The 25,724-nt window shown below is 62.4% G+C and carries 17 protein-coding genes; 5 read left to right on the forward strand and 12 right to left on the reverse strand.

What is annotated here, in order from left to right; all coding sequences use genetic code 11:
• Positions 1-22 precede the first annotated feature (22 nt).
• The 12 genes from HD842_RS19485 to HD842_RS19540 form a co-directional block, all read right to left on the reverse strand.
• A complete protein-coding gene (locus tag HD842_RS19485) occupies positions 23-397 on the reverse strand; it encodes a GtrA family protein (protein WP_183556397.1) in 375 nt (124 codons plus the stop codon).
• On the reverse strand, positions 390-1,430 hold the full coding sequence (locus tag HD842_RS19490) for a glycosyltransferase family 2 protein (protein ID WP_183556398.1): 1,041 nt from the start codon (positions 1,428-1,430) through the stop codon (positions 390-392). The genes HD842_RS19485 and HD842_RS19490 overlap by 8 nt, the downstream gene beginning before the upstream one ends.
• Complete coding sequence (locus HD842_RS19495; RefSeq protein ID WP_183556399.1) at positions 1,427-3,367, reverse strand: hypothetical protein; 1,941 nt, start codon at positions 3,365-3,367, stop codon at positions 1,427-1,429. Before HD842_RS19495 ends, HD842_RS19490 begins: the two co-directional genes overlap by 4 nt.
• A gap of 8 nt (positions 3,368-3,375) precedes the next feature.
• Positions 3,376-4,815: a UbiA family prenyltransferase gene (locus tag HD842_RS19500; RefSeq protein ID WP_183556400.1), complete on the reverse strand. Its 1,440-nt coding sequence runs from the start codon at positions 4,813-4,815 to the stop codon at positions 3,376-3,378.
• Positions 4,812-9,098, reverse strand: coding sequence for a glycosyltransferase (locus HD842_RS19505; protein WP_229424837.1), 4,287 nt, complete (start codon positions 9,096-9,098; stop codon positions 4,812-4,814). The genes HD842_RS19500 and HD842_RS19505 overlap by 4 nt, the downstream gene beginning before the upstream one ends.
• Before the next feature lie 2 nt (positions 9,099-9,100).
• On the reverse strand, positions 9,101-10,501 hold the full coding sequence (locus tag HD842_RS19510) for an FkbM family methyltransferase (protein ID WP_183556401.1): 1,401 nt from the start codon (positions 10,499-10,501) through the stop codon (positions 9,101-9,103).
• Complete coding sequence (locus HD842_RS19515; RefSeq protein ID WP_183556402.1) at positions 10,498-11,721, reverse strand: ABC transporter ATP-binding protein; 1,224 nt, start codon at positions 11,719-11,721, stop codon at positions 10,498-10,500. The genes HD842_RS19510 and HD842_RS19515 overlap by 4 nt, the downstream gene beginning before the upstream one ends.
• The gene (locus HD842_RS19520; protein WP_308638596.1) at positions 11,721-12,521 is read right to left on the reverse strand and encodes an ABC transporter permease; all 801 of its coding nucleotides are present in this window, start codon (positions 12,519-12,521) and stop codon (positions 11,721-11,723) included. Before HD842_RS19520 ends, HD842_RS19515 begins: the two co-directional genes overlap by 1 nt.
• Positions 12,522-12,713: 192 nt before the next feature.
• Positions 12,714-13,463, reverse strand: coding sequence for a Crp/Fnr family transcriptional regulator (locus tag HD842_RS19525; protein ID WP_183556403.1), 750 nt, complete (start codon positions 13,461-13,463; stop codon positions 12,714-12,716).
• A gap of 38 nt (positions 13,464-13,501) precedes the next feature.
• On the reverse strand, positions 13,502-13,813 hold the full coding sequence (locus HD842_RS19530; RefSeq protein WP_229424838.1) for a VanZ family protein: 312 nt from the start codon (positions 13,811-13,813) through the stop codon (positions 13,502-13,504).
• 66 nt (positions 13,814-13,879) lie between these two features.
• Complete coding sequence (locus tag HD842_RS19535; protein ID WP_183556405.1) at positions 13,880-15,154, reverse strand: tetratricopeptide repeat protein; 1,275 nt, start codon at positions 15,152-15,154, stop codon at positions 13,880-13,882.
• Positions 15,151-17,022, reverse strand: coding sequence for a CHASE2 domain-containing protein (locus tag HD842_RS19540; RefSeq protein ID WP_183556406.1), 1,872 nt, complete (start codon positions 17,020-17,022; stop codon positions 15,151-15,153). The genes HD842_RS19535 and HD842_RS19540 overlap by 4 nt, the downstream gene beginning before the upstream one ends.
• 257 nt (positions 17,023-17,279) lie before the next feature.
• Between HD842_RS19540 and HD842_RS19545 the strand changes: the two genes are divergently transcribed.
• From HD842_RS19545 to HD842_RS19565, 5 genes are all read left to right on the forward strand, one after another.
• Positions 17,280-18,680 (forward strand): FecR family protein, encoded by a 1,401-nt coding sequence (locus HD842_RS19545; protein ID WP_183556407.1) that lies wholly within the window; start codon positions 17,280-17,282, stop codon positions 18,678-18,680.
• A gap of 373 nt (positions 18,681-19,053) precedes the next feature.
• Complete coding sequence (locus HD842_RS19550) at positions 19,054-21,012, forward strand: DUF4214 domain-containing protein (RefSeq protein WP_183556408.1); 1,959 nt, start codon at positions 19,054-19,056, stop codon at positions 21,010-21,012.
• 221 nt (positions 21,013-21,233) lie between these two features.
• Positions 21,234-22,994, forward strand: coding sequence for a type I secretion system permease/ATPase (locus tag HD842_RS19555; protein WP_183556409.1), 1,761 nt, complete (start codon positions 21,234-21,236; stop codon positions 22,992-22,994).
• Positions 22,995-22,998: 4 nt separating this feature from the next.
• Entirely contained in the window at positions 22,999-24,351 is a 1,353-nt protein-coding gene (locus HD842_RS19560) for an HlyD family type I secretion periplasmic adaptor subunit (RefSeq protein ID WP_183556410.1), read from the forward strand.
• A gap of 3 nt (positions 24,352-24,354) precedes the next feature.
• Positions 24,355-25,704, forward strand: a complete 1,350-nt coding sequence (locus tag HD842_RS19565) for a TolC family outer membrane protein (protein ID WP_183556411.1) — start codon at positions 24,355-24,357, stop codon at positions 25,702-25,704.
• Positions 25,705-25,724 lie beyond the last annotated feature (20 nt).

Raw genomic sequence — 25,724 nt, forward strand, 5'->3', positions numbered from 1 at the left:
AAATCGATAGGGGCAGAGCGCGTCACTTGAAGATCCAGTAGCGCCCGAGCAGGTAGCCATTGACTGCCACTATCGGCAGCGACAGGATCTTGCCTATCAACGGACTGTCGATCAGCGACACTGCCAGCGCGACACAGGCGATGGTCAGCACGTAATTGACGCCCACGACGCACATGTAACGCACGAAATTGGATTTGGTGGCTGCCTGCTTGAAAGTCAGGCGGCTATGGTAGGTGTAGTTCACCACCAGTCCGGACAGGAAGCCGGCACTGGCGGCGGCCGAGTGGTGCATGCCGTTGCCGATCAGAAGCTGCATCACAGCAATGTCGATCCCGGCGCACAGCAGTCCACCGGCGATATACAGCGCCATCTGGCGTAGCGAAGCTGCATCAACCATGAGCGCGGCGCCGGAACAGCGTTTTCTTGTGGAGGGGACGACGCGGCACGGAGGCGATATCGTAGTTCAGGAACGCCAGAATCAATTGCACACCCATCATCACTGGCAAGGCTGCGAGCATCACGGTACCGGCCGGGGTTTCGGCATGGGTCTGCGCCGATTTGATCCAGTGCCTCAGACCATAGATCAGGCCAAAGCCGGTCAGCAATACGCCAGCCGGCAGCTCGATCGATGCTACCGACAGGTTGCGCAGATAGTAGTTGTAGAACAGGCGTTTGAAAAAGTTGCGTACGTTCTTGGCAGCGAACTCGGTGACCACCGTCGACACTTTCAGGTTACTGACCTCGTCGCCATAGACCGCGTCCATCGGCACGTCGAGCGCTACCGCGCCCAATGTGTTGAGGCGAAACAGCATGTCGCTTTCAAAGAAGTAACGCTTGCTGATCTTGTCGAATGGTAAATAGCGCGCCGCATCGGCGTGGATCGCCGTATAGCCGTTCGTCGGGTCGAACAGGTCCCAGTAACCCGATGACAGCTTGGTCATGAACGACAGCATGGCATTGCCAAACAGGCGTACCGGCGGCATTTCGCCGATGCGTTCCAGGTCGAAGAAGCGGTTGCCCTTGGTGTAGTCGGCTTCGCCGGCCAGGATCGGGGCGACGAACATCGGGATCAGGGCAGCATCCATCTGGCCATCGCCATCGAGCTTGACGATCACCGCCGCGCCATCGGCAATTGCTGCGCGGTAGCCGGTCATGACGGCGCCGCCAACGCCCTGGTTTTGGGCATGTTCGAGCACCGTAACGCGTGCATCTCGGCAATGCTCACGCACGTAGTTGCCGCTCCCGTCAGGGCATTTGTCGTCGACGACGTAGATGCGCGTGACTTCCGGGCCAATGCCGGCGATGACGCCCAGAATATGGCGCGTGACCCGGTAGCTCGGAATGACAACGGCGATCGAGGTGGGGCCAGCGGCACTGGCGACCGGGGCCGGGATTGCGGCAAATGGTGCCTGGGTGTCGAGAACTGTCATGGTTGTGGTTTCGATGGTTGACGTACGCTCACCTCGCGCAGGAAGAAGGCCAGCAGACGTCCATCACTCGGGCCGGGCGAGCTTGGCGAAGCGTGTTCTAGTTCGATAACGAGTTCTGATCCGCGTGTGCTGGCAGGCAAAGGCAGCGCGCCTTCGCGGTCGAGGGCATGCCAGCCGAGGTCGACGCCGTTGACGCTGACCCGGGTCTGGCGGTTGCTGCCATGGTAGGCGCCGGTCAGGTGGACGCTTTCCAGCGGCGTGCCCCCAACCTTGATGCGCAGGCGCGAACGCGCACCGGTCGACCATACGCCATGCCACGCCACGCCATCGGATTCGGGTGTCGACCAGCCATCTTCAAGACGCAAGGCCTGCCCGGCGCGCAGGGCGTCGATGCCAAAGTTGTGGCGGGTGTAGCCGCCATGCACGCAGCGGAGTGGACCGTCCACATAGCGCCAGCCGCGCGCTGTCTGCGTGATCTGCTGGTCAGGCGCGAAGACGTTGTCACGCCCGCACAAGGTTTCTTCGGCGCGCGGGTTGGCATCGTTGATCAGTGCCTTGATCAGCACGCCATGGCGTTCGTAAGTGTAGATTTTGTCGGGCCAGATGTAGTCGTCGTTGCCACCCGCGCGCTCGGCGAAGATTTCCGGTTCAGGATGATACAGTTGCGGTGCTGCACCAAGCAGGCTGTCCACCACCGGGCTGAAGCTGACGTAACTGTAACTGGCGGCATGCGCCATCGCCGCGGCCTGGCAGGCGAACACGCCGATGACCAGCACGCGCGGCCAGCGTGGCGTATCGCGCAGTAATACGCAAAAGACAAACAGCAGTGGCATGGCGGCCCAGAAGGCATAGCGCATCACACCGGCTGCGCCCGAGTTCCAGTTATTGATGGCCAGCGAGGGCAATGCCAGCGCCAGCGTGAACAGCAGTGCCAGCACCAGGCCGCTGGCCATGTGCCGCCTGCTCTTGTACACCCACAGCAGCAGGCCAGCCAACAAAGCCGGTATGCCGACGATCATGCCCTGATTGAGGTCAAAGTAGAACGACAGCAGGCGCACGATACCGATGTGGCCTGAATCGGTGAACAGGCGCGCGATGATGTTCGGCGTGCCGAACTGGATCAGATTGAACAGTGGCGGCAGGCCGATCATGGCCACGCCACAGGCCAGCGCCACGATCAGTTTCACACTGATCTGGCGCCGCACGTTGGCAACCAGGCCTGTATCCGGTTGCCAGTCAAGCCACATCCGCAGTAACGGCGCGAACGCGAAGAAAAACACGATGGTCGGATTCTGCTGGCCTGCCAGCCCGGCCAGCAGGCAGGCGGCGAGCATCGCACCACTGTTAAACAGCAGCAGGGCTGCCAGCAAGGCCGCCGCGCTGACGCATTCGGGACTGGTCCAGTGCCAGTAAAGCGCCCCGCCGCACAGCATGAACAGGCCAAGGCCGATCCAGGCCTGGCGCTCACTGCCAAAAAAACGGCGCAGCGCCAGGCCGAGCACGAAGATCGCCGCCAGGTTCACCGCCTGGAAGGCTTTGAAGGGTGGGATCCCCACCATCTCGAACAGCTTGAAGGCCGGTGCTGCCAGCAGCGAATAGCCGAAGAAGTGCACCGTGAACACGTCACCGTCGCCCCCACGCACAAAAGCGGGGTACACTTTTTCGTTACCGGCGCGCATATCGCGTTCGAGCCAGTCGAATGGTTCGGTGAACATCCCCGGGATCAGCGCGCGTACGCGCGCAATGTCCTCCAGCCGGATATCAGGGCTCCCGTGGTCTGCGATGGCCACCGTGGCCAGCGAGTATTCGACGACATCGCCGCCATAGTAGGGCTTGAACAGGGACAGCAGCGCTGCCAGGACCAAGGCCAGCAGCAATGGAAAGCGCCAGGTACTGCCCATGGCGGGACGGGTGTCATCAAAAGCGGTATCGCGCATGGTCGGTATCAATAAGCGGCCAGCACGGCCAGGGTCAGGCAGCAGCCAACAACGATCAGGCTGACCTTGTCCTTACTGACATACAACACGGGATCTTCGTTGACTTCGCCGCGCCAGGCCAGCACCCACAGGCGACCCAGCCAGAACACCAGCAGCGGCAGGATGCCGCCCAGCCAGCCCGGGCTGGCATACAGGTCGAGCACGTTGTCGGAATTAAAGTAGAGCATGAAGATCAATACCGAGACGAAGGCCGCATTGATGCCCATGATGCCGATCGGACTCGCGTCGGCCGTGGTGTAGCCGCGTCCGCGGGTCTTCGCCTTGCCTTCGCGCTGCAGATTGAACAGCTCGCTATGGCGCTTGAGCAGGGCCAGGCTGAGGAAGATGAAAAACGAGAATGCCAGCAGCCAGAACGAGGGCGCGATGCCGGTGGCGGCGCTGCCGCCCAGAATGCGCAGGCTGTACAGGATGGCGAGCGTGACGATGTCGACCATCAGCAGGCGCTTGAGGTAGAGCGAATAGGCCACCGTACTGGCGAAATACAGCGCAACCACCAGGAGCAGCAGCGGATTGTAGATGGCGCACAGCGTCAACGCGGCCAGCGCCAGCAACGGGCTGGCGGCCAGGGCCAGCGGCAGCGGCAGGGCGCCCGACGCGATCGGACGGCGGTGCTTGGTCGGGTGCGCGCGGTCGTCCTGGGCATCGAGAGCGTCGTTGAGCAGGTAGGCGCTCGAGGCACACAGCGAAAAGGCGACGAAGGCCAGCAGCGAGGCTTCGAAAGTCCACAGGTCAAGTGCATGGCCGGCCAGCATCGGCACGAACACCAGCAGGTTCTTGAGCCACTGGCGTGGCCGCATGGCCTTGAACAGGGCCACTGCCGCACCGCCGCGCACGCTGCCCGAGTGGGTCGTGTCGCGGCCGTCGGCCAGGCGGAACGGCTTGCGCGTGACCGAGTATGGATCGGCGCAGTCGAGCCACACGGCCAGGTCGGCGCGCGAATTGCCGATGTAGTCGTAGCCCTTGCTGCCGTACAGTTCGTTCAGGCGGTGCGCCTTGTTGTGCGAGGTCAGGTTGATGCCGTCACCGGTGGCCAGCACCAGGTCGAACAGGCCGAGGTGTGCCGCAATCTGCTCGGCGAAGATGCGCTGCGAGCCGGTGGCCAGCACCACGGTGCGCCCGCGCGCGCGCGCGGCCTTCACCAGTTCCAGCACGGTCTGGTCATAGGGCAGGGCGGCGGGGTCGAGCTCGACCTCGTGCGCCAGCTTTTCCTTGAAACCGGCCTTGCCGAGAAGGAGCCACAGCGGCAACTGCCAGGCGCGCAGGAAGTGCTTCTTCAAGAACAGCACGATCGACTCCCACAGCAGATCGGAATGGATCAGTGTGCCGTCCAGATCGACCACCAGCGGGCGGTTGGTGACGTCGCTTGCAGAAATGTCGGCAGTGGTCATGGTGTCGGAAATAGATGCGCCATCAGGTCGGTGGCATTGTTGGCCCAGGTCCGCGCCGTGATGCCGTCAGGGGCCGGCGCCTGGCCGGCGGCATGCAGGCGCAGCCAGTCCTGCACCGCGCCGGCCAGCGCTGCGCCATCGGTGCCGTCGAAGTAACTGGCGTACGGGCCCGCAACTTCGCGAAACACCGGCAGGTCGCGCGCCAGCAGCGGCACGCCGTGGCGCGCGGCCTCGATCAGTGGCAGGCCGAAGCCTTCGCCTTCGCTGGCAAACAGCAGGCAGGTGCTGGCCGCGTACACGCGGTCGAGGTATTCGTCGCTGATGCCCTGCAACCAGTAGAGGCGGCGGCCCAGTTCGGGATGCCTGCCCAGGCGCGCCACCAGTGCCGGAATGGTGCGGCGTGCGCCATCGGGCAAGCCTTTCCAGCCTTCGGCGCCGACGATCACCAGGCGCACGTCAAGACCGGCGGCCCACAGGCGCTCGAACGCGTCCAGGGCCTGCAGATGGCCCTTGCGCGGCTCGATGGTGCCAACCATGACGAAGCTCGGCGCGCTGCGGATGTCGGCCAGTACGGCATCGGCGTCGGGCGCCAGGCCCATGCTCGGTTGCGAGGCATTGATGTCGGCGCCATGGTGCAGCACCATGAATTCAGGTAACTGCGCCGGCGCATCTGCCGCCAGCCAGGTGCGGGTTTCATCGGCCACGGCGGCGCTGATGCAGACCAGGCCGTCGGCTTCGCGGCCGACCGTGCGCAGCCAGTCGGCAAATTCGCGCTCGGCGCCGGGCGGGAAAAAGTCAGGCCGCAGCACCGGCAGGATGTCGTGCACCATGAAATGGATGCGCACGCCGGCCTGGCGCCAGCGCGCATACAGGCCGTGGCGCGCCGCTTCGATCACCGCGCGCGGGAACACGTCCGGGCTGTAGAACACGTCCCCCGGCCCGGCCACGACCTCGTCGTCGTGCACGCCGTCGCCGACGGTGCCCATCAGGTCATGCAGGTAGCGTCGCGCATGGCGGTAGTGCCACGCGCCGCCGGCGTCGCTCAGGTACACCGGCAGCACCTGGACATGGCGGCCCTGGAGGCGCAGCAGTTCGAGCAACTGGGCCCGCACCACGCGCTGGATGCCGGTTTTGAGGTCTTCGCGCACCATTGCCGAGACGTCTACCAGCAACTGCGGGGCCAGGTGTTCGGCGGCCACGCTGGCGTGATGCCGCCCGCCAATGACAGCATCGGTCAGTTGTTGCGCGCTTTGCTCCCAGGTCAGCCATGGCATGCCGCCCGACTGCGGCGCCTTGCCGGCCGCATGCAGGGCCAGCCAGGCGTCGATGGCGGCGGCCAGGTCTTCCGGCGTGCCACCATCGAAATAGAATGCGTGCTCGCCTGCCACTTCGCGGAACACCGGAATGCCGCGCGCGATGATCGGCAGGCCTTTCTGGGCCGCCTCGATCAGCGGCAAGCCGAAACCTTCGCCTTCGGAAGCCGCCAGCAGGGCCGAACTGTTTTCGTAGAGCTGCACCAGCATCTCGTCGGACACGCCGTTGAACCAGAACAGGTGCTGTTCACGCTGTGGGTGCGTCTCGAGGCGCTCGGCCAGCGCATCGACCAGCCAGCCGTTCTTGCCGACAATGACCAGATTCGCTTTTACGCCCCGTGCCCAGAGCAGGTCGAAGGCCGCCAGCGCCTGGGCCTGGCCCTTGCGCGGCTCGAGCGTGCCAACCATCAGCAAGGACGGCGCCTGGCGCAGCGCGGCCAGCACGTGCGCGGCGTTGTCCGGCAAGCCACTGCTCGGCGCGCTCGCGTCGATGTCGGCGCCGAGGTGGAAGTGCGACAGCTTGAGGGGCGACAGGCGCCGGTTGGGGCGCTGCGCCAGCCATTCGGCCAGTTCGTCAGCCACGGCGCGCGAAATCGTCACGATGCCGTCGGCCACCAGCGAAATGGTGTCGATGAAGTCGCCGTAGTATTTTTCGGCGCCAAACGGGAAGCAGTCGGGCCGCAGCAGCGGCAGCAGGTCGTAGACAGTGAACCAGACCGCCACGCCCTTGCGGCGCAGCGCCAGCAACAGCGGCTGGTTCTGGGTTGTCATGTTGGTGGCCAGGTCCAGGCCCAGGAACACGTCGCCGGCACGCGCTTCGATCGGCGCATCCTCGAGCGCCAGCGGGGGCGTGTCGAGCATGGTGCAGGTGAAGCGGCGCGCGTAGCGGTAGGCGCGGTTGCCGCCGTCGCTATACACCGGCTCGATGCGATAGCCCGCCGGCGGCGCCTTGATCAGGGCCAGCACGATACTGCGCACCACGCGCTGGATGCCGGTCTTGTGGTCGGCCTGGACCAGCGCCGAGACGTCGATCAGCAACTGGCGCGGCGCCAGCGGCAGGTCGTTGGCGGCGATCATGGACGCGGTTTCGATCAGCGCCGTCTCGTTCGGCGCGCGCGGCGTGCCGGGTGCGGACAGCGCAGCCACAAGCTGTTGCCGCAGCATCGGCGCACTGTCCCTGGCGAAAGCTTCGATTGCCTCGACATACAGCGCCCCGACCGCGGCGGGGGCATGGTGCCGCGCGATATGGGCGCGGCCGGCCTGCGCCAGCGCGGCGCGTTGCGACGCATCGGCATGCAGGCTCGCCAGCGCCGCCGTCAGTGCGGCATCGTCGAACACGTCGGGCAGCATGCGCAGCGAGTCCGCCGGCAGGTCGGCGGCGCCGCCATGGGCGTTGACGATGGCGGGCAAGCCATGCATCAGGCAATCGAGCACCGAGGCCGAGGTTTCGCCACGGGTCCTGGTGCGCAGCTGCACGGCGCAGTCGCTTGCCGCCAGCCAGTCCTGGTACTCGGCGGCGCTGACAAAGCCGGTAATCCGGATGTGCGCGCCGGCGCTGCTGTCGGCGATCTTGCGCAGCAGTTCGATGCCATACGGACCGGCGTCGTTGGCGCCGACGTACACCAGCCGGCAGTGCGGATCGGCGGCCAGTGGCGAGGCCAGGAAAGCGTCGAGCAGGCGATGATTGAGCTTGGTCGCGCCCAGCATGCCGAAGCTGCTGACCACGTAGTCGCCCGCGCTCAAGCCCAGGCGCGCACGCGCGGCAGCGCGCGCGGCCGTGGGATCGGTGTCCCCGGCCACCTGGCCGCGCAGCAGCGGAATGCTGCGCCAGGCGTGGGCGGCCCCGGGGCCGTACCACTGTTCGGCCAGGCGGCGCGAAAAATCGCCGTGGACGATGATGCCAGCGGCGCGGTCCAGTACTTCTTTATTGCACGGGTACTGCCAGATCGCTGCATTACGGCCGTGTTCGCGATGGTCGCGCAAACCGGTGTAGCCGTGCGACGCGTACAGCGCCTGCAGGAAGGCTTCGGGCACGTCCCCGTCGCGCTCCATATTGTCGAGCACGCCGCTCAGGAAAAAGTCGTGCAGCACGACCGTGCCCGGATGCTGGCGCAGCAGCGCGAACATATGCTTGTGCACGTTTGAATTGCCGAAGTGGTACAGCACGCGGTCGTAAGCTGCGCCGTGGCGCATGAAGTAATCGACATCGCGCTGCGCGAAACGCTTGAGCGCCGGATCGGGTACGGCACCGGGCGTGAGCACCAGTTCGACCGCGTAATGGCGCTCCAGTTCGAGCACCAGTTCAGCGCTGTAGTCGGCAATGCCCGAGTGTTCGGGCGGCAGGGGCGAAACCAGCGCGAGGCTTGGCTTCGTGCCTGCCGGCAGCGCTGCAGGCAGGCGTGCCGGGGTGTTCTGTACGGCGCGCGCGAGTGCGTGCCCGACGGCCGACACGTCGGCTGCCGATACGACCTGCGCAGGGGCCAGCACCGCATCGAGCCGGCTGGCCGCGTCGGCATCGATGGCCACCACCAGCGCCGCGCTGCGCAGCAGATCCTGTTGCGCCCGGCCGGCGGCGAGCACTCCGGCGGCATCGGCCACGCCGAGCACATACGGCACATCAGCTGGCAGCTGGCTGGCAGTTGCATCTGGCTGCCACATGGCCACGATCAGGTCAGGCGCAAGCGCGCGCAGGAAGTTGCTGCGCAGGGCGCCCGCGCTGTGGCGTCGCCAGGGGTCGTCGCCCACCGGCTGTGCATAGACGTGCAGACGGTCCGCGGGCAGTACGCCGTCGAAGGACTGGCGCAGTACATCGATGTCGGCAGGATGACGGCTGCTGACGGCGACATGGATTTGCGCGTCCGCCGTTGCCTGGCCGCGCTCGCGCAGCAGCGCCAGGGCCAGCGTACGCAGCATGGCGGTATCGTGGGCGGGGTGCGCCTGCGGCGCATGAAAGTCGAAGATCAGGCGCATGCTCAGTCTTTGTTCGGTTCGTAGGCACGGCGCAGCTGCGCCAGCGCGTCGCGCGCCGACTGTGGCAGGTCGCGCAGCGAGTGCGGCACGTCGCCATGTGGCGCGGCGTTCTCGGAGGTGGCCTGCTTGGCGGCGCTCAAGGTGCGGGCAAGCAGCGTCTGCAGCCTGGGCGAGCGCATCGCAAGTGGCAGCACGATACGGCGCAGCGCTTCGCGCGAGGTCAGCCAGCGCAAGGCGCGGCGCGCGGCGCCACGCGCCTTGCGGCGCGCGATCGCGGCCATGCTGTTGGAGCCGCGGCGCGCGACAAAGCGCAAGGGGGCGGTGATGCGCCAGGACGTGCTGGCCAGGGTTGCCAGCAGGCGTTGTTCGAGATCCTTGCCCCAGGCCGCGGTGTCATGCAGCTGCGAGGTGAGCATCTGTGATTGCAGCTCAAGCCCATGTGCATGGACTTCGGTCGCGTGCAATTCCTGGCGCACGGCGCCGAGTTCCTGGCGCAGCCGATCGCTTTGCTGTGCCAAGGCCTGCGTTTCGCGCGCGAACCGCTGCGCTGCAGCGTCAGCGTCGCGCGCGATCTGCTCGACCTGGGCCTGATGCGCGCTCGCGGCCTGCGCAGATTGTTCCTGCAGCGTGAGTGCATTCTGTTCCATGTCGGCGGCGCGCGCCCAGCCTTCGGCTGCCTGCGTACGCAGCGTCTCGATCTGCTTCCAGGCGCCGTCCAGGTGGTGCGAAATATACTCGTCGAATACGTTCGGCTGGATCTCGAGATGGGCCAGCAGTTCGGCGTGTTCTTCCGCCACGTAGTAGCGGTTGAGGCCATCGAACCAGGCGTAGCGGTAGCGCTGGCTCGTGACCATGTGCTCCCACGCGGCGTGGTTGGTGGCGCGGCTGTTGGGCAGCGTCGCCTCGATCACCAGCACCCACGGACGCCAGCGCGCGAAGTCCATCCCGCGCAGCACTTCGCCTTCGAAGCCTTCGACGTCGATCTTCAGGAAATGGATCTCGCCGTGCACGTGTTCTTCGCAGATCGACGCCAGGGTACGCACCGGCACCGTGATCTCGGCAACCGTGTGCCCTTCGCTGCGGTGCAGTTCGGCCACCGACTCTTCGGGCGAGGCCCAGCCGCGCACGGCCGGCACGTCATACAGCGTCAGTTCGCCATTGGTGGCGCCGGCCGCAACGGCCAGGTTGACATCGCGCGGACGCTGGTCGAGAAACGCCTGGTGAAACGACGGCAGCGGCTCGACGCTGATGCCGCGCCAGCCGGCGTCATAGAAGGCCTTGGTGACAGAGTGTTCGACCGGGTCGTTGGCGCCGATGTCGATATAGAAGCCCTGCGGGATGTTGCCCAGTGCGCGCCACAGCAGCACGTCCTCACTGTTCTGGGAATAGGAAACGAAAGTCATGTGCGTTGGATCTCGACAGCCGGGTCGAGCCAGGCCGAGCCTTCAAAGTGGGGGCGACGCATGTTCATCACCGTGAACACCAGCGCCAGGTCGCGCCATTCGTAGTTGTTGACCAGGTGGGTCTCGGTGCTGACGATCGCGGTGGCGACCGAATACGTACCCGGGCCCAGGTTCATGGGGAACGCGAAGCGGTAGACCACGTCTTCGCCGGCCCGGACGTCGTCCAGCGGCAGTTCCTTCAGGTGCGTATTGGTGCCGTACATCGGCTGGCCGAGACGGTCCTTGATCATGTAGCCGAGTACCATGCGCGGGATCGGCGCATGGGCCCGGACCCGGATCTCGAGGGTGACCGCGCTGCCTACATCGACCACCTCGACCCGTTCGCCCGTCTCGTCGAGCAGCGCGATATCGGCCACCGTGGCTTCGCCGGTGCCCGACACGGTCTGTACCTTGCCGCCTGCGGCTTCCTGCTGGCGCACGGTGTCGTTTTCGCGCTCGGCGATCATGGCGTTGTAGTAATCCATGATTTCTTCTGGGCGGCCTTCACGCGCCAGGCGCCCGCCGTCGAGCAGGATGGCGCGGTCGCACACCGACTGGATCGCCTGCTTGTCATGCGAGACCAGCAGCAGGGTGGTGCCCTCTTTGCGGAACTGACGGATGCGATCGAAACTCTTGTGCTGGAAATAGGCGTCGCCCACCGACAGCGCTTCGTCGACGATCAGGATGTCCGGGCGGCGCGCGGTGGCGACCGAGAACGCCACGCGCATCTGCATCCCGCTCGAATACACGCGCACCGGCTGGTCCATGTACTCGCCGATGTCGGCGAAGGCCTCGATCTGCGGCATCAGCACCGTGATCTGGTCGGCTGTCATGCCGAGCAACTGGCCGGCCATATAGGCGTTCTGGCGCCCGGTGAAGTCAGGGTGGAAACCCATGCCCAGTTCGAGCAGCGCAGCGACGCTGCCGTGCATCGCCACGCCCCCGGTGGTCGGTTGCGTGGTGCCGGTGATCAGCTTGAGCAGCGTGCTCTTGCCGGCGCCGTTGATGCCGATCAGGCCCACCGCTTCGCCCGGCGCGACCTGAAAGCTGACGTCGCGCAGCACCCACTTGAGCGCGTGGCGCGGGCCGCGCATCGGCAGGAGCCATTCGGCCAGGCGCGACAGGCGGGTAGGATAGGTTTTATAGGCCTTGCCCAGGCCGGATACAGTAATCAAGCCCATCAGAGTTCATCCACCATTTCGCCGGCGCGCTTGCGGAACAGGCGCATACCGAATACACACAGCAACAGCGCCAGCACGGCCACGGGCCAGATCGCGGCCCAGTCGGGCGCGGTGCCGTGCACCAGCACTGACTGATAGGCGCCGATCAGTGGCGCCATCGGATTCCAGACCAGCATGCTGCGCACTTGGGCCGGCAGGATACTGATCGGGTAGACGATCGGTGTCAGCCAGAACCAGAACTGCATCGCGATCGTCACGAACTGGCCGACGTCGCGGAAAAAGACATTGAGCACCCCGGCGATCATCGCCAGCCCGATTGCCAGCAGCACCTGCACCACCAGCACGGGCAGCAGCGTGAAGAAGATCCAGCCCGGGAAATTGCCGGTCGCGATCAGGAACACCAGGAACAATCCGAAGATAATGCCGAAGTTGACCAGGGCATTGAGAACCACGATCAACGGCAGGCAGATGCGTGGGAAGCTGATCTTCTTGATCAGGTTCGCCTGTTCGATGAACATGCTCTGGCCGCGCGCGATGATCTCCGCGAACAATCCCCAGGTGAGAATGCCGGCGCATAGATAAATCGAGTAGGCAAAGCCCGAGTCGGCGCCCGGCAGCTTGGTGCGCATGACCTCGGAAAAGATCACGGTGTACACCAGGATCATCGCGAGCGGGCTGAGTACCGACCAGACGGCGCCCAGGACAGCGTTGGCATACTTCGACTGGAATTCGCGCTTGACACTGCCCAGCACGAAACCACGGTAGGCCCAGAGGCCACGTAGCATCAGGGGCGAAATCATTGAATGGTCGTCGCGTCGGGGCGCGCCAGGAAGAGAGGCGGCAGGGTGGTTTTCATAATGGTGCAGGATCGTTAACAGCGGAATTATACTCCACGGTCCAGTACCAAAATTGTTCAATTGTAACGACGTGCCGCCCGGCGCGGGCATACGGGCAGGTGCTGCGACCGGTGCGCGACCAGCCTGCGCCGTCGCTCAGATACCCTGCGCCAGCCGTAGCAGCGCGCCGGGATCGAGGATCACCAGCCGGTTCGTGTCCTTCTGCACTACACCCTGCTGCACCAGCGTCAGGAGCGCACGGGTGACCGTTTCGCGGCTGGTATTGATCATGTTGGCAATGTCCTGATGGGTCGGCAGGTTTTCGACCACGCGTTGGCCGTCCTTGTTTTCGACCTGGGGCATCAGGGAGATATAGGTGAAAATGCGGCGCGATGTATTGTTAATGCTGAGCACGGCCCGGAATTCCGAATCGCGCTGGATTTTTTGCGCCAGGTGGCCCAGCATCTTGCGCGCCACCGATGGCGAATGCGAGAACAGGTGCAGTGCGGTGGACGCTGGCAGAAACGCAACGAGCACCTCCGACGTTGCCACCACCGAAGCCGAGCGGGTCGAGCCGTTGATCAGGGCGATCTCGCCAAAGAAGTCGCCGGCGGCCAGCATGCGCAAGCCGATCGCGCGGCCGTCTTCGGTGACATCGATCACCTGCAACTGGCCGGATAGCAGAAAGAGCAGGGCATCGGCAGCGCCGCCCTTGTGGAGTACCACGGTACGTTTGGGGAAGTGACGGAAGCGCAGCTCCGTCTTGACCTGCAACAATTCGTCTTCAGTCAGTTCGGCCAGCAACGGGATCTTGCGCAGATGAATCTGGATCTTCTGCTCGTGTAATTGCGGTACTGCGCCGGGGGCGCTGTCAGCATTCTCTGAAGGCTTGGCGGTGGAACTCATCGATCGTTCAATCTTGTAAAAATACAGGCCTGGATGCGTTATCCAGTCGATGCAAGCAGCGCCATTGCCAGCGCAGCGCAGGCGATGCCTGCAGCGTTGGCCGCCATATCGCGCCAGCAAAAGCGGCGGTCTGGAACCAGCGCTTGAAGGCACTCGATCACCCACCCGGCCAATAGCAGGCTGACTAGCCACCAGGCACTTTGCGTCGGGCCGTCAGCGATCCGCAGAGCCAGCACCGTCAGCACCGCAAACGCGGAAAAATGCAGGAATTTATCGTTGGGCAGTGGCGGCAGCCATCGGTTTGGCACCAGGCAACCGATGCACACGCAGGTGGCGGCGCAGACAAACAAGATTACTTCCAGCCCCATGCCACCGACAACCTGTAAATTCAGAATGTGCTGATTGTAACGCCCAACTCAAGGATAAAGCCACTGCCAGCTCAGCTGGATCTGTCGGTTGTTGTACTGAAAGATTGAAATGTTTTCACGGTTGCGCACTGCACGGGCTTCCAGCACGACGTTCTGCCGCTTGGCAATTGGGTACGTCAGTGACGCGCGCAGCACCTGGGTGCGCTGTGCGCGTACCTGGTCGATCAGCAGCTCGGGCGAATACGCGCTGGCGCTGTCCCAGGTCTGGCGCGTGTAGGCCAGCTCGGCCACGGTCTTTAAGCCGATCGGCTGGCGCAGGGTCAGGCTCACGTAATTGCCATGACGATTTTCACCCGGCCGGTCGGCGCGCGCGCGATCACTCATGAGGCCGACGGTGGCGTTCGCGCTGAACGACCCGGTGTAATGGCTGAGCAGGGCGCGCAGCTCGAACATGTCCGAATTGAACGTATCGAGGGTTGCATAATCGATATGCGTGGCCGCGCCGATCAGGTGCAACTGGGTGCGCGGCGGCAACGGCAGGGGCGGCGTGACGCGTAACTGCGCCTGAGCCTGGCGCTGGTACAAATGCCCGCCCATGCCAGAGACGCCCAGCGCGCCGGTAGTGCGCACCAGCCAGCGCCCGAAGCGCCAGGGCGACTCGATGCCCGCGTACAGCGACGCGGTATCGTAACGGCGCATGCTGTCGTAGCGCCGGCCCTGAAACTGCAAAAAGCCCAGCGTGCCGTTGGCAGTAAGGTCGCGGACATAGTCGGCGCTCATTTGCGTATAGCCGTCGCGTTTCGGTAGAAAGTCGTCCAGCAGCGGCAGCTCGACCGAACCATCCGGCCCCTCGATAATGAAAGACGAGTTGCTGGCACCCTGGTTGACGTTGTCGTCGATACCGCGGCTCACGCTGATGGTGCCGGAGCTTGACGGTGCCCAGGCCATGCAGCCGGTGTCGCGCGCTTCGGCAATCAGCTCCAGGATTTCGCGTGCTGGGTTGAAACGCGTTTCGACATTGGCGAACAGACGCTCGGCCTCGTCGGCCTGCCCGAGGCTGCACTGGATCAGCGCCAGGTCGAGCCAGGCGCCTGCGTGCTGCGGCACCATTTTGACCAGGCGCGACATCTGCTGCGATGCATCACCCTTGCGTCCCTCGGCCAGCGATTGCAGGGCTTGCTGATAGAGCTGCTCTTCGGGTGTGAGCGCGACTGACGGCGCATCCGGCACGGACTGCGCCAGCGCCGTCCCGGGTGCCAGTGGCAGAGTCAGGAATAATGAAAGCAGCAGCAACGGTGCAGCCAGCGCACGCACGGGGTTCATGCAGTGCCTTTCGCAGTGTCGCGGCGGTCTGGAGTCGTTCCAGGGGCGAGTAAAGTCATGTCGAGGGTATACAGAGGAGTCGCTCTTTCTTTGCCGCGCAGAAGGCGCTCGCCAAGGGAGAGAAAACGGTGGCGCCGGCTTCGATCGATCGTGCCCGGCCCGATGATGATGTCGTGCGAAAAATCGCGCGCTACCTGTTCGAGCCGCGCTGCGGTGTTCACGCTGTCGCCGACGGCAGTATAGATGCTGCGGAACGACGTGCCAAAGTCGCCGGCCATGGCAGCGCCGCTTTCGATGCCGATGCGCACGCGTAGCGGCAGAAACCCTTCGCGCACACGCGCAGCACTCAGGGCGGCCACGCGCTGCGTCATTTTATGGGCTGCATCCAGCGCCAGATCGGCATGTTGTTCCAACGGCAGCGGTGCACCCCAGAATGCCATCATGCCGTCGCCCGTGTATTTGTCCAGCGTACCTTGGTGAGCGATCACTTCGCCCGTGAGGCAGTCGAGGAAGTCACGCGTCAATCTGGCCGCTTCTTCCACCGGCAGGGTTTCGACCTGGGTGGTGTAACCCTCCATGTCGGCCACCAGGGTGGTCACGTCGCAGCGGCGCGGGCGTAGCGGATCCAGTTCTTCGCTTCGCAGTAATTGCTCGACCACGGCCGGCGCAACGTACTGGCGCAGCGTCTGCAACAGGTGGCGCGAGCGGCGCTGGGCCTGCTGCCATTGATAGGGCACGGCCACCGTCAGCAGGAACAAATTGGTCGCCAGGGGGCCGGTTGGCGCGAAAGCGGGGTCATGCGGTGCCAAGGCATATGCCAGCGCCAGCCACAACGCCGAACTGGCACCCAGCAGTGCAACGCCGGCAGCGGCCGACAGGCGTGGGAACGCAAGGGTGCAGGCGATGCTCGACACCAGCGCGAACAGGCAGGCAGCCAGGCGTCCGGGAAGGGGCGCGGGCAGCGCCCCCTGCTGGCGGTCGAGCAGGGCCGACAGGATGGTGGCCTGCACTCCCAGGCCAGGCCGGTTGGCAGCGAGCGGCGTCGAGACGCGGTCGCCCATGCCCAGCGAGGACGAGCCCACCAGCACCAGCCGGCCACTGGCGCCTGCCGGGGCGATGCGATGCTGCAGGATGTCGGCGGCGCTGACGACTGTAAAGGCGCTCCAGTCGCGGCGATATGGAATGCGCATCAGGCCGGTATCGGCAAGCGCCAGCGGTGGCTGGCCGCTGCAGCAATTGAGCAGCGCCAGCGCCAGGGTCGGATACTGTTTTCCGCCGAACTGGGTTACCAGAGGAATGCGGCGCAGGGCGCCATCCGGATCAGGAATGAAGCCAATGGCGCCGACATGGGGCGCCGCAGCGAGTGCCGGGTAGTTGCCGAGGTAGCCAGTCGCCGGGACGCCGCGCTTGTATATCGTGCTCGCGCCGCCCAGGTGACCGTCGCGAACGGGCTGTGGGCGGTTGCCGGCGAAATCGAAGTCGAATGCCTGGGCCGGGACCAGCGGCCCGTGCGCAGCCAGCAACGCCAGGCGCGTATCGCCATCGGTATCGGTTGGCGAGGGCAGCAGGATATCGAGCGCCACGCCGCGCGCATCGTAATCGGCCAGCAAAATCTCGACCAGGTCGGCCAGGCGGGCGCGCGGCCATGGCCAGGGACCGAGCTCGGTCAGTGACGCTTCATCGATGTCGACCACGAGCACGCGAGGTTCAGGCGCATCGCTTACCTGCATACGCAGAAAGGCGTCGCGCAGCCATTCGTTGGGCAGAAACGACACCTGGGTCAGGATCGTGCGCAGCCAGACGTCATCAGTGGACGACAGACGCGTCGTGCCAGCATATTGCGACCACAGGGTGACCGTGAACGCCATTGCGGCAATGATCCAGCGACCACGAGATACTGCTAGGGTTCTAGGTTCCGCCACACGCCGCTCGTTCGAGACGATCTCACTATAGGATAGACCGTAAGTATATCGTTAGGGTTTCTCATTTGCATTGTTTTTTTGGAAACGTAAGCGACTGTAATGCATTTATTTGCATGTAGCCTTTGGGATAGAATGTGATCATCGTCACAGAGCCACGTCTTTGCAACGCGGTAAAGTGAGAAGGAAAGTAAAGGGGACCCATCTTGCATAAACTACTTGTTATCGCGACGCTCGCATGTTCGGCACAATTCGCCCATGCAGCCGAAGCGGGCAAGATCATCTTTGTCGCCGGCGCGGCGCAGTCGGACGGTCGTCCTGCCACGCAGGGCGCTCCGGTCGAAGAAGGGCAGATGCTCACCACCGGCGTCGATGGCTATATTTATGTGAAGACGGCTGACAATGGTCTTTTCATCCTGCGGCCGCAAACGAAGGCGCGTATCGTCACCTATCACATCGACCAGCAGAATCCTGCCAATACCAAGGTCAAGTTCGAGCTGATCAGCGGCACCGCGCGTAGCCGTTCTGGCGATGCCGTTAAACAGGCCCGCCAGAATTTTCGCTTCAATACGCCTGTCGCGGCGATCGGCGTGCGCGGTACTGACTTCACTGTCGTGACCGATGACGACACCTCGCGTGTGTCGGTGTTCTCCGGCGGCGTGGTGGTCAGTGGTTTTGCCAGTGGTTGCCGTCCGGAAGGCGGGGGGCCGTGTGAAGGTACCGCCAGTCGCGAACTCAATGCCACCCAGCGTGGACAACTACTCCAAGTGACGCGTGGTCAGGCAGCACCGCAGGTACTGAGTGCTGGTCCTTCGGGTAGCGAGACAGGCGCGCCGGCGCGTTCAGACGAGCCGGTTGTCAAGAATGGTGGGGCGGGTGACTCGAAGGTGACGGTCGAGGCTGCGAAAAACGCAGGTATCAATGAGGCCATCAGCAAAAACCTGCCGCCATCGCCATCGCCATCGCCATCGCCTTCTCCTGGCGGCGTTACAGACCCGGTTGTCGTCGTGCCGCCAGTCGTCGAACCGCCAGCCGTCGTGGTGCCTCCCGTTATCACGCCGCCGATCCAGCCGCCAGTGGCTGTTTTGCCAGAGCAGAGAGTCGTATGGGGACGCTGGCAGGCAGTGAACGGCCTGCCACCAGCATTCGATTACGCTGGTCAGCATGCGTCGAGTGAACGCATCGCGCTCAATGGTTATTTCGCGCTGTTCCGTACGCCAGGTGCTGAATACGTCACACCAAACAATGGCGCCGTAGGATTCACCATACGCGGCAGCGAGGCATATGTAATCACCGAGTATGGAAGTGGAATAATCACGACAAGTTCAGCGCAGTTAAGAAATGGTTTCCTGAATATCGACTTCGGCAAACGCAGCTTCGCTACCAGCGTCGACGTGATCACAGATGCAAACGTCGTGAATATGCGTGGTGAAGGGATTGTTTCAGGCAGCGGGTACCTTAGCGGCGACTCAGGTGGCCGCCACGGCTACCTGAACGTGCAGGGTTTGCTCAGCAATGAGCGTGGTTCCTCAGCCAGTGCTGCCACGATATTCGATGGCCGGATGGATGAGCGTCGGACTGTGAATGGAGCGGCCACCTGGCGCTGATAATGTTATTAGGATTGTTGAATAGATAACCCCGGTTCTCCGGGGTTTTTATTTAGTAAGACTTTATAAACGATGCATAAAATCCTTTCAATTTGTTTCAAGATGTAACCGCACTCCTTTCTCATAACGTGGTAATTTTCTTATGGTTTTTTGTGACAATTGTTGAGAATGGAAGGCGGATGACTGGATTTATTACTTATTTGTACCCTTTATGTAAATTCTTCCAGAAACTTTGTCGAAAATGTGATGCCCATCACACCCGGCCCCGCCACGCATCTGTCATGATGCGATCCGTTGGTCTTCAAGGGTGCACGCACTCTTGCAATGCTTGAATCAACATTTGATTGATCGATCTTTCTAATTGGAGTTACACATGGCAATCGTCACTACCCACGTCGCAGCAGTTCAGGAACTGTATGTCGCATATTTCGGCCGTCCTGCTGATGTCGCTGGCCTGGACTACTGGACCAATGTCGTTGCAGCTGAAGGCGGCAAGCTGACCGCTGTGTCGGCTGCTTTCGCAAAAGAAAAAGAGTACACCGACCTGTTCGCTGGCAAGACCAACGCTCAGATCATCGACATGATCTACACCAACATGTTTGGCCACGCTGCTGACGCTGCTGGTCGTACGTACTGGGTCGATCTGCTGACCGCAGGCACCGTCTCGGTCGACATGATCGTTGCTGAAGTCGCTAAAGGCGCTCAGGGCAGCGATGACACGGCAGTCAACAACAAGGTTGTTGGTGCAACTGCGTTCACCGCAGCTCTGGATACCTCGGCTGAGCAAGCTGGCTACTCGGGTGCTGCTGCTGCCGTCCTGGCCAAGGCCTTCGTTGCTGGCATCACCACCAATGCAACTCTGGATGCTGCTATCGCTCCTACCTCGCTGGCTGCTACCGTGTCGGCTGTTGTTGTCGCAGGTACCCCATTCACCGTGGTCGGCGCACTGCAAAACCTGGACGTCGCCACGAAAGCAGAAGCTGCTTTCCTGGTGACCGCTGATGGCGATACTCTTGCAACGACGAGCGCTACCGAAGCTTCGCTGGATCTCGCAGTAAGCACTGCTTCGACTGCAGTCGGTAATGCACTGCCTACTGATGCTAAAGCCATTTACAGCGCCGCTGGTACGTCGACGGCCGTTAAGGCAGCTCTGGTTGCTGACCAGCAAACTGCGAATGCAGCTGCACTGAAAACCGCAAGCGATAACGTTACTGCCGCCAACGCCAATATCGCCAAAGTCGCCGGCCTGACCGCCGCTGTGACCACGCTGACTGGTGCTAAAGCATCGGCTGAAGCCACTCTGAAGGCTCAGGGCGCTGCTGAAGCCAAGCTGGCCGCCGACCTGGCGTTCTACAACACGACCAAAGGTGGTGCGGCTGTGACCGTTGCAGCTGACGGTTCGGTGACCGGCCTGATCAGCCTTGTGGACGGCAAGCTCACCTTGGCAACCGGCGTGACCGAAGCCAAAAACCCTGGTGTGACCGCGCTGCTGAACTCGTCGGTTGCTTTGGAAGCCGCCCAAGCTGCTAATACTAGCGCTAATACCGTCGTGTCCTTGTCGCAGGCAAGTGTTGATTTCCTCGACACGACCCCAGCTGAAGTGACCTCGCTGCAAAACCTGGCTAAGCTGATGACCGACTTCACGTTCGCCACTGGTGTTCTGCCAACCGAAGCACAAGTCAATCAACAGCTGCAACTGCTGCAAGCTCGTGACACCACGGGTTCGAGCCTGTTTGAAGATTTCCAGGCTGCTGTGACCACCCACAAAGGGCTGGCAGATGATTCCAACCCACTGACCGCTAGCTTGACCGATGCAACCACTGGCGCTACTGGTAGTGTCAAGGCAGCAAATGACTCGATCAAAGCGCTGAACGATGCTGTGGCCGGCCTGCAAAAAGCTGAAGCCAACGTCACTCAGTACGACGCGCTGCACGCTGCTGTGACCGCATCGAGCAAAGTCTTCACCGACAACGGTTACGCTCTGCAACAAGTTGATACCGCCAGCGAAATCGGTTCGGCTGCTTCGGACATCTTTGTCGTCGGTAAAACCGTCGGCGCTGCTGGCACCGCTAGCACCATCAGCCTGTTTGGTCTGCAAGGCACCGACTCGCTGTATGTCGGTTCGGGCTACACCCTGAACACCGGCGCACTGACCACCGGCAACAACGCTGCTCTGGAAGTGTTCGTCTCGCAAGTCGGTGGCGACACCGTCCTGAAAATGGAAACGTCGGTCTTCGGCTCGAGCACCGCGACCCCAGAAATCATCACCATCACCCTGGTTGGCGTCGATGCAGCTGATATCGTGATGAACAACGGCATCATCACCGCCTAAGGTTTTTGCCTGGGCAACCAGGTCGAAATTAAAGCGAAGAACCCCGCCTCCGTAAGGAGGTGGGGTTTTTTTATTTGAGGTAGCTTCGCCACAAATAATTTCTATCTGGTCAACAATTTGTGATCAGTGTCACAAAAATTTCAAAATTTACGTCATAATACGCTGCGCGGTAATTCCCGTAGGAATCCTCACTTAACGACGAAGGTCGCACGTATTCATTCATGAAACTCTTAGACGACAAAACCGAAATTGGCCAGGCGCTTCGCGCTTTCAAGCGCACCTTTATCACGATTGGTGTCTTCAGCGCCATTATCAATCTTCTGATGCTGGTGCCATCCCTGTACATGCTGCAGGTTTACGACCGCGTACTGGCAAGCCGCAACGAGATCACGCTACTCATGCTGACGCTGATCATGCTGGGGGCCTACCTGTTCATGGGCGCACTGGAGGTCATCCGCTCTTTCATTCTGGTGCGTGTGGGTGCACGCTTCGACATGATGATGAACAAGCGCGTGTACACCGCATCATTCGAGCAGAACCTGAAGCAGGCGGGTGCGAATGCCGGTCAGGCCCTGAACGACTTGACCACCTTGCGTCAGTTTTTGACGGGCAATGCATTGTTCGCGTTCTTTGATGCCCCCTGGTTCCCAATCTATTTGTTGGTGATTTTCATGTTCGACCCGATGCTGGGTCTGTTTGCCTTGGGCGGCACCATTATCCTGGTGATCCTGGCGGTGGTGAACGAGCGCATCACCAAGAAGCCGTTGAATGAAGCCAACACTATGGCGATTTCGGCCAGCACGCTGGCCACCAACAACCTGCGCAATGCAGAGGTCATCGAATCGATGGGCATGTTGCCTAACTTGATGGGGCGCTGGTTCAAATTGCATGGCAAGTTTTTGAACCTGCAGGCAGAGGCAAGCCAGAAGGCCGGCAGCATTGGCGCCGCGACCAAGTTCGTGCAGACCTCGATGCAGTCGCTGGTGCTGGGCCTGGGTGCCCTGCTGGTGATTGACCACAAAATCACGGCCGGTATGATGATCGCCGCATCGATCCTGCTCGGTCGCACAATGCAGCCGGTGCAGCAAGTGATCGGTGTCTGGAAGAGCTGGGCAACCACCCGCAGTGCGCACGAGCGCCTGACCAAACTGCTCGAGACGAACCCGAAACGCGAGGCCGGCATGGCGCTGCCCAAGCCAAGCGGCAACCTGACGCTGGAAGGCGTCACTGCGGCGCCGCCCGGGATGCGCAATCCAATCGTCAAGAACGTCTCTTTTGGCATCCTTCCCGGGGACGTGCTTGGCGTAATCGGACCGAGCGGTTCCGGCAAGTCGACGCTGGCGCGGTTGCTGGTTGGCGTATGGCCAGCAATGATGGGCAAGGTGCGTCTGGATGGCGCCGATATCTATAGCTGGAACAAGGCTGAACTTGGCCCGCACATGGGTTACCTGCCGCAGGATATTGAATTGTTTGGCGGTACCGTCAGCGAAAACATTGCCCGTTTTGGCGACGTGGATGCTGAAAAAGTGGTCGAAGCCGCCAAGCGCGCTGGTGTGCATGACATGATCCTGCACTTCCCCGAAGGTTACGACACCCGGCTCGGCGATGGCGGCGGTGGCCTGTCTGGCGGCCAGCGGCAACGGCTGGGCCTGGCGCGCGCAATGTATGGCGACCCTGCCTTGATCGTGCTGGATGAACCGAACTCGAACCTGGACGAAGCGGGCGAGCTGGCACTGGTCACAGCGGTGAAGGACCTGCGTCAACGCGGCAAGACGATTGTCCTGATCACCCACCGGACCAGCATTATCAGTGCGACGACCAAGTTGCTGTTGATGCGCGACGGTGCGTTGCACATGTTCGGGCCCACGCAGCAGGTGTTGGCGGCGTTGCAGGAAGTGAACACGAAGGCTTTGCAGGCGCAACAAGCGCAACTGCAGGCGCAGCAAACCGGTGCAGCTGCACCGACCGGTACGGAAGGTTAAATTCATGAAACTTGCCAAGAAAGATGCAGCGGAAGTCATCACCCATGATGCGACGCCGCTCGAAGTCAACACGGATGCACGTGCGTTTACCCGCATCGGCTGGCTCATTGTGCTGGCCGGCTTCGGCGGCTTCCTGCTATGGGCGTTCCTGGCGCCACTCGACAAGGGTGTGCCCTTGTCCGGCACAGTCGCGTCCGAGTCGAATCGCCAGGCTGTTCAACACCAGAGTGGTGGCACGGTGCAGGAGTTGCTGGTGCGCGACGGTGATGTCGTGAAAGCTGGTCAGGTGCTGGTGCGCATGAACCCGGTCATGGCCAGGTCCGCGGTCGACATTACCGACGCACAATACCTGTCGGCGCTGGCCAATATCGCCCGACTTTCGGCTGAACGCGACGGATCGAGCACTATCAAATTCCCGCCAGAGCTGGAAAAGCGTCAGTCCGACCCGCGCGTTGTTGAACTCATGACGGTGCAGCGGCAGTTTCTGATGTCGCGCCAGGGTTCGCTGCAGAATGAGTTGTCTGGCCTGGATGCCAGCATTGCCGGCCTGAAGATGCAGATTACAGGGTTGCAGGAGTCGCGCGACAGCAAGAAAGAGCAGGTCAATTTCTTGAAGGAGCAGCTCGGCGGCATGCGCGACCTGGCTAAGGATGGTTACGTCGCACGTAACCGTTTGCTTGATCTGGAGCGGACCTATGCCCAGCTAGGCGGTCAAATTTCGGAAGACATCGGCAATATCGGTCGCTCCCAGCGTCAGGTCATCGAACTCACCATGCGTCGTTCGCAGCGCATGCAGGACTATCAGAAGGAAGTTCGTGGCCAGTTGTCCGAGTACCAGAAAGAAGTCGAAGCACAGGGCGCGCGTCTTCAGGCACAGCGTTTCGAACTGTCGAATGTTGAGGTCAAGGCACCGGTCAATGGCACCGTGGTGGGCCTGGCGGTCTTTACCAATGGCGGGGTGGTGCAACCCGGGTTCAAGATGATGGATATCGTGCCGAGCAATGCACCCCTGATCGTCGAAGGACAACTGGCAACCAACCTGGTGGACAAGGTTCATTCGGGCTTGCCGGTCGAGCTGATTTTCTCTGCCTTTAACGTCAACAAGACTCCGCATATCGATGGCGAAATCACGCATATTTCTGCCGACCGCAGTGTCGAGGAGCGTACCGGTAACCCGTACTACAAGGTGCACGTGAAGGTGACACCGAAGGGCGAGAAGATGATCGCCGAACACAAAATGGACATTCGCTCCGGCATGCCGGTCGAGTTGTTCGTGAAGACCGGCGAACGTACCATGATGAGTTACCTGTTCAAGCCAATCATGGACCGTGCCCACTCGGCACTGAGCGAGGAATAAGCAATGGCGCCTGTAACCAAGTTCCATTTCCGCAGCCTCATGGCCCGAGCCCTGCTTGCCGCCGGTGTGTGCGCTGCTGGCAGCGCCTCGGCCCTCACACTTGAAGAAGCCTACCAGGCCGCTCTCAAGAACGACCCGGTCTTCCGTATGCGCTATTTCGAAAACGAGAGCGGCAAGGAAAACCAGATCCTCGGTCGCTCCCAGTTGCTGCCGAATATTTCGGCCAGCCATACCGTCAACAAGAACCGGGTGGATCGCCAGTACACCCAGAACGGCCGGCTCCAGCTCGATCACCCGCAATATCTGGGGCGCTCGTCGGTCGTGCAGCTGCGCCAGTCGCTGTTCAATATGGACGCGGTGCAGCGCTATCGGCAGGGCAAGGTGCAGAGTGCCCAAGCGGAGCAGGCCTACGAGGCCGGCATCGACGAGGTATCGGTGCGCGCGGTCAGCGCCTACATGGACGCGCTGTTCGCCGAAGACCAGCTGGCATTGGCGATCGCCCAGCGCGATATGAATGCCGAGCAACAAAAGGTGAACCAGTACCTGTTCGAGAAAGGCGAGGGCACCCGCACCGACATGCTGGAAACCCAGGCCAGGCTCGACGTGGCCGAAGCCAGCCTGGTCGAGGCGCAGGATAATGTGACCTCGGTACGCAACACGCTGGCCGGTGTGATCGGCATGGATCCGGGCACGCTCAGGCAGATCGGCGCGAACTTCCGCCCGGTGACGCTCGACGTTGCGACGTATGAAGACTGGCAGAAACTGGCGCTGCGCCAGAACAATACGCTGGCGGCCCTGCGGCTGGCGGTAGAAAACTCGCGCCTGGAGATCGGCCGCAACAAGGCCGGTCACCTGCCACGCGTCGATTTTGTTGCGTCGTACAGCAAGAATCTGAGCGAGACGATCAATGTGCTGGGCCAGGAAACGACCAACCGTACGCTCGGCATTCAGGTCAATATCCCGATCTATTCGGGTGGCGCGATCAATGCCCAGACGCGTCAGGCGGCAGCCAGCTATGGCCGCTCGCAGGCAGAGCTCGATGCGCGTACCAACGAGATCATGGTCGAATTACGCAGGGCCTACGACCTGGTCCAGAGCAGTGGCCGCAAGATCGATGCCCTTGCCAAGGCGGCAGAGTCGGGCCAGGAGCTGGTCAAGGCCACCGAGCAAAGCATCAAGGGCGGGGTCCGCATCAATCTCGACCTGCTCAATGCCCAGTCGCAGCTGGTCACGACCCGGCGCGATCTGGCCCAGGCGCGCTATTCCTACCTCGTGGGGCTGATGCGTCTACGCGCAGCGTCCGGCACGATGGCGCCGGAAGCGGTGCGAGAGATCGCAGCGTTTTTCCAGTAACCAGGCGCGCCAGGGGCGCG

Origin of the sequence: Massilia aurea, from assembly GCF_014200505.1 — a bacterium.
Taxonomy (GTDB): domain Bacteria; phylum Pseudomonadota; class Gammaproteobacteria; order Burkholderiales; family Burkholderiaceae_D; genus Telluria; species Telluria aurea_B.

What these genes read in the sequence shown, in the direction of transcription:
- HD842_RS19485 (WP_183556397.1), bottom strand. Translation starts at nt 397, where the DNA reads ATGGTTGATGCAGCTTCGCTACGCCAGATGGCGCTGTATATCGCCGGT.
- HD842_RS19490 (WP_183556398.1), bottom strand. Translation starts at nt 1,430, where the DNA reads ATGACAGTTCTCGACACCCAGGCACCATTTGCCGCAATCCCGGCCCCG.
- HD842_RS19495 (WP_183556399.1), bottom strand. Translation starts at nt 3,367, where the DNA reads ATGCGCGATACCGCTTTTGATGACACCCGTCCCGCCATGGGCAGTACC.
- HD842_RS19500 (WP_183556400.1), bottom strand. Translation starts at nt 4,815, where the DNA reads ATGACCACTGCCGACATTTCTGCAAGCGACGTCACCAACCGCCCGCTG.
- HD842_RS19505 (WP_229424837.1), bottom strand. Translation starts at nt 9,098, where the DNA reads ATGCGCCTGATCTTCGACTTTCATGCGCCGCAGGCGCACCCCGCCCAC.
- HD842_RS19510 (WP_183556401.1), bottom strand. Translation starts at nt 10,501, where the DNA reads ATGACTTTCGTTTCCTATTCCCAGAACAGTGAGGACGTGCTGCTGTGG.
- HD842_RS19515 (WP_183556402.1), bottom strand. Translation starts at nt 11,721, where the DNA reads ATGGGCTTGATTACTGTATCCGGCCTGGGCAAGGCCTATAAAACCTAT.
- HD842_RS19520 (WP_308638596.1), bottom strand. Translation starts at nt 12,521, where the DNA reads ATGATTTCGCCCCTGATGCTACGTGGCCTCTGGGCCTACCGTGGTTTC.
- HD842_RS19525 (WP_183556403.1), bottom strand. Translation starts at nt 13,463, where the DNA reads ATGAGTTCCACCGCCAAGCCTTCAGAGAATGCTGACAGCGCCCCCGGC.
- HD842_RS19535 (WP_183556405.1), bottom strand. Translation starts at nt 15,154, where the DNA reads ATGAACCCCGTGCGTGCGCTGGCTGCACCGTTGCTGCTGCTTTCATTA.
- HD842_RS19540 (WP_183556406.1), bottom strand. Translation starts at nt 17,022, where the DNA reads ATGGCGTTCACGGTCACCCTGTGGTCGCAATATGCTGGCACGACGCGT.
- HD842_RS19550 (WP_183556408.1), top strand. Translation starts at nt 19,054, where the DNA reads ATGGCAATCGTCACTACCCACGTCGCAGCAGTTCAGGAACTGTATGTC.
- HD842_RS19555 (WP_183556409.1), top strand. Translation starts at nt 21,234, where the DNA reads ATGAAACTCTTAGACGACAAAACCGAAATTGGCCAGGCGCTTCGCGCT.
- HD842_RS19560 (WP_183556410.1), top strand. Translation starts at nt 22,999, where the DNA reads ATGAAACTTGCCAAGAAAGATGCAGCGGAAGTCATCACCCATGATGCG.
- HD842_RS19565 (WP_183556411.1), top strand. Translation starts at nt 24,355, where the DNA reads ATGGCGCCTGTAACCAAGTTCCATTTCCGCAGCCTCATGGCCCGAGCC.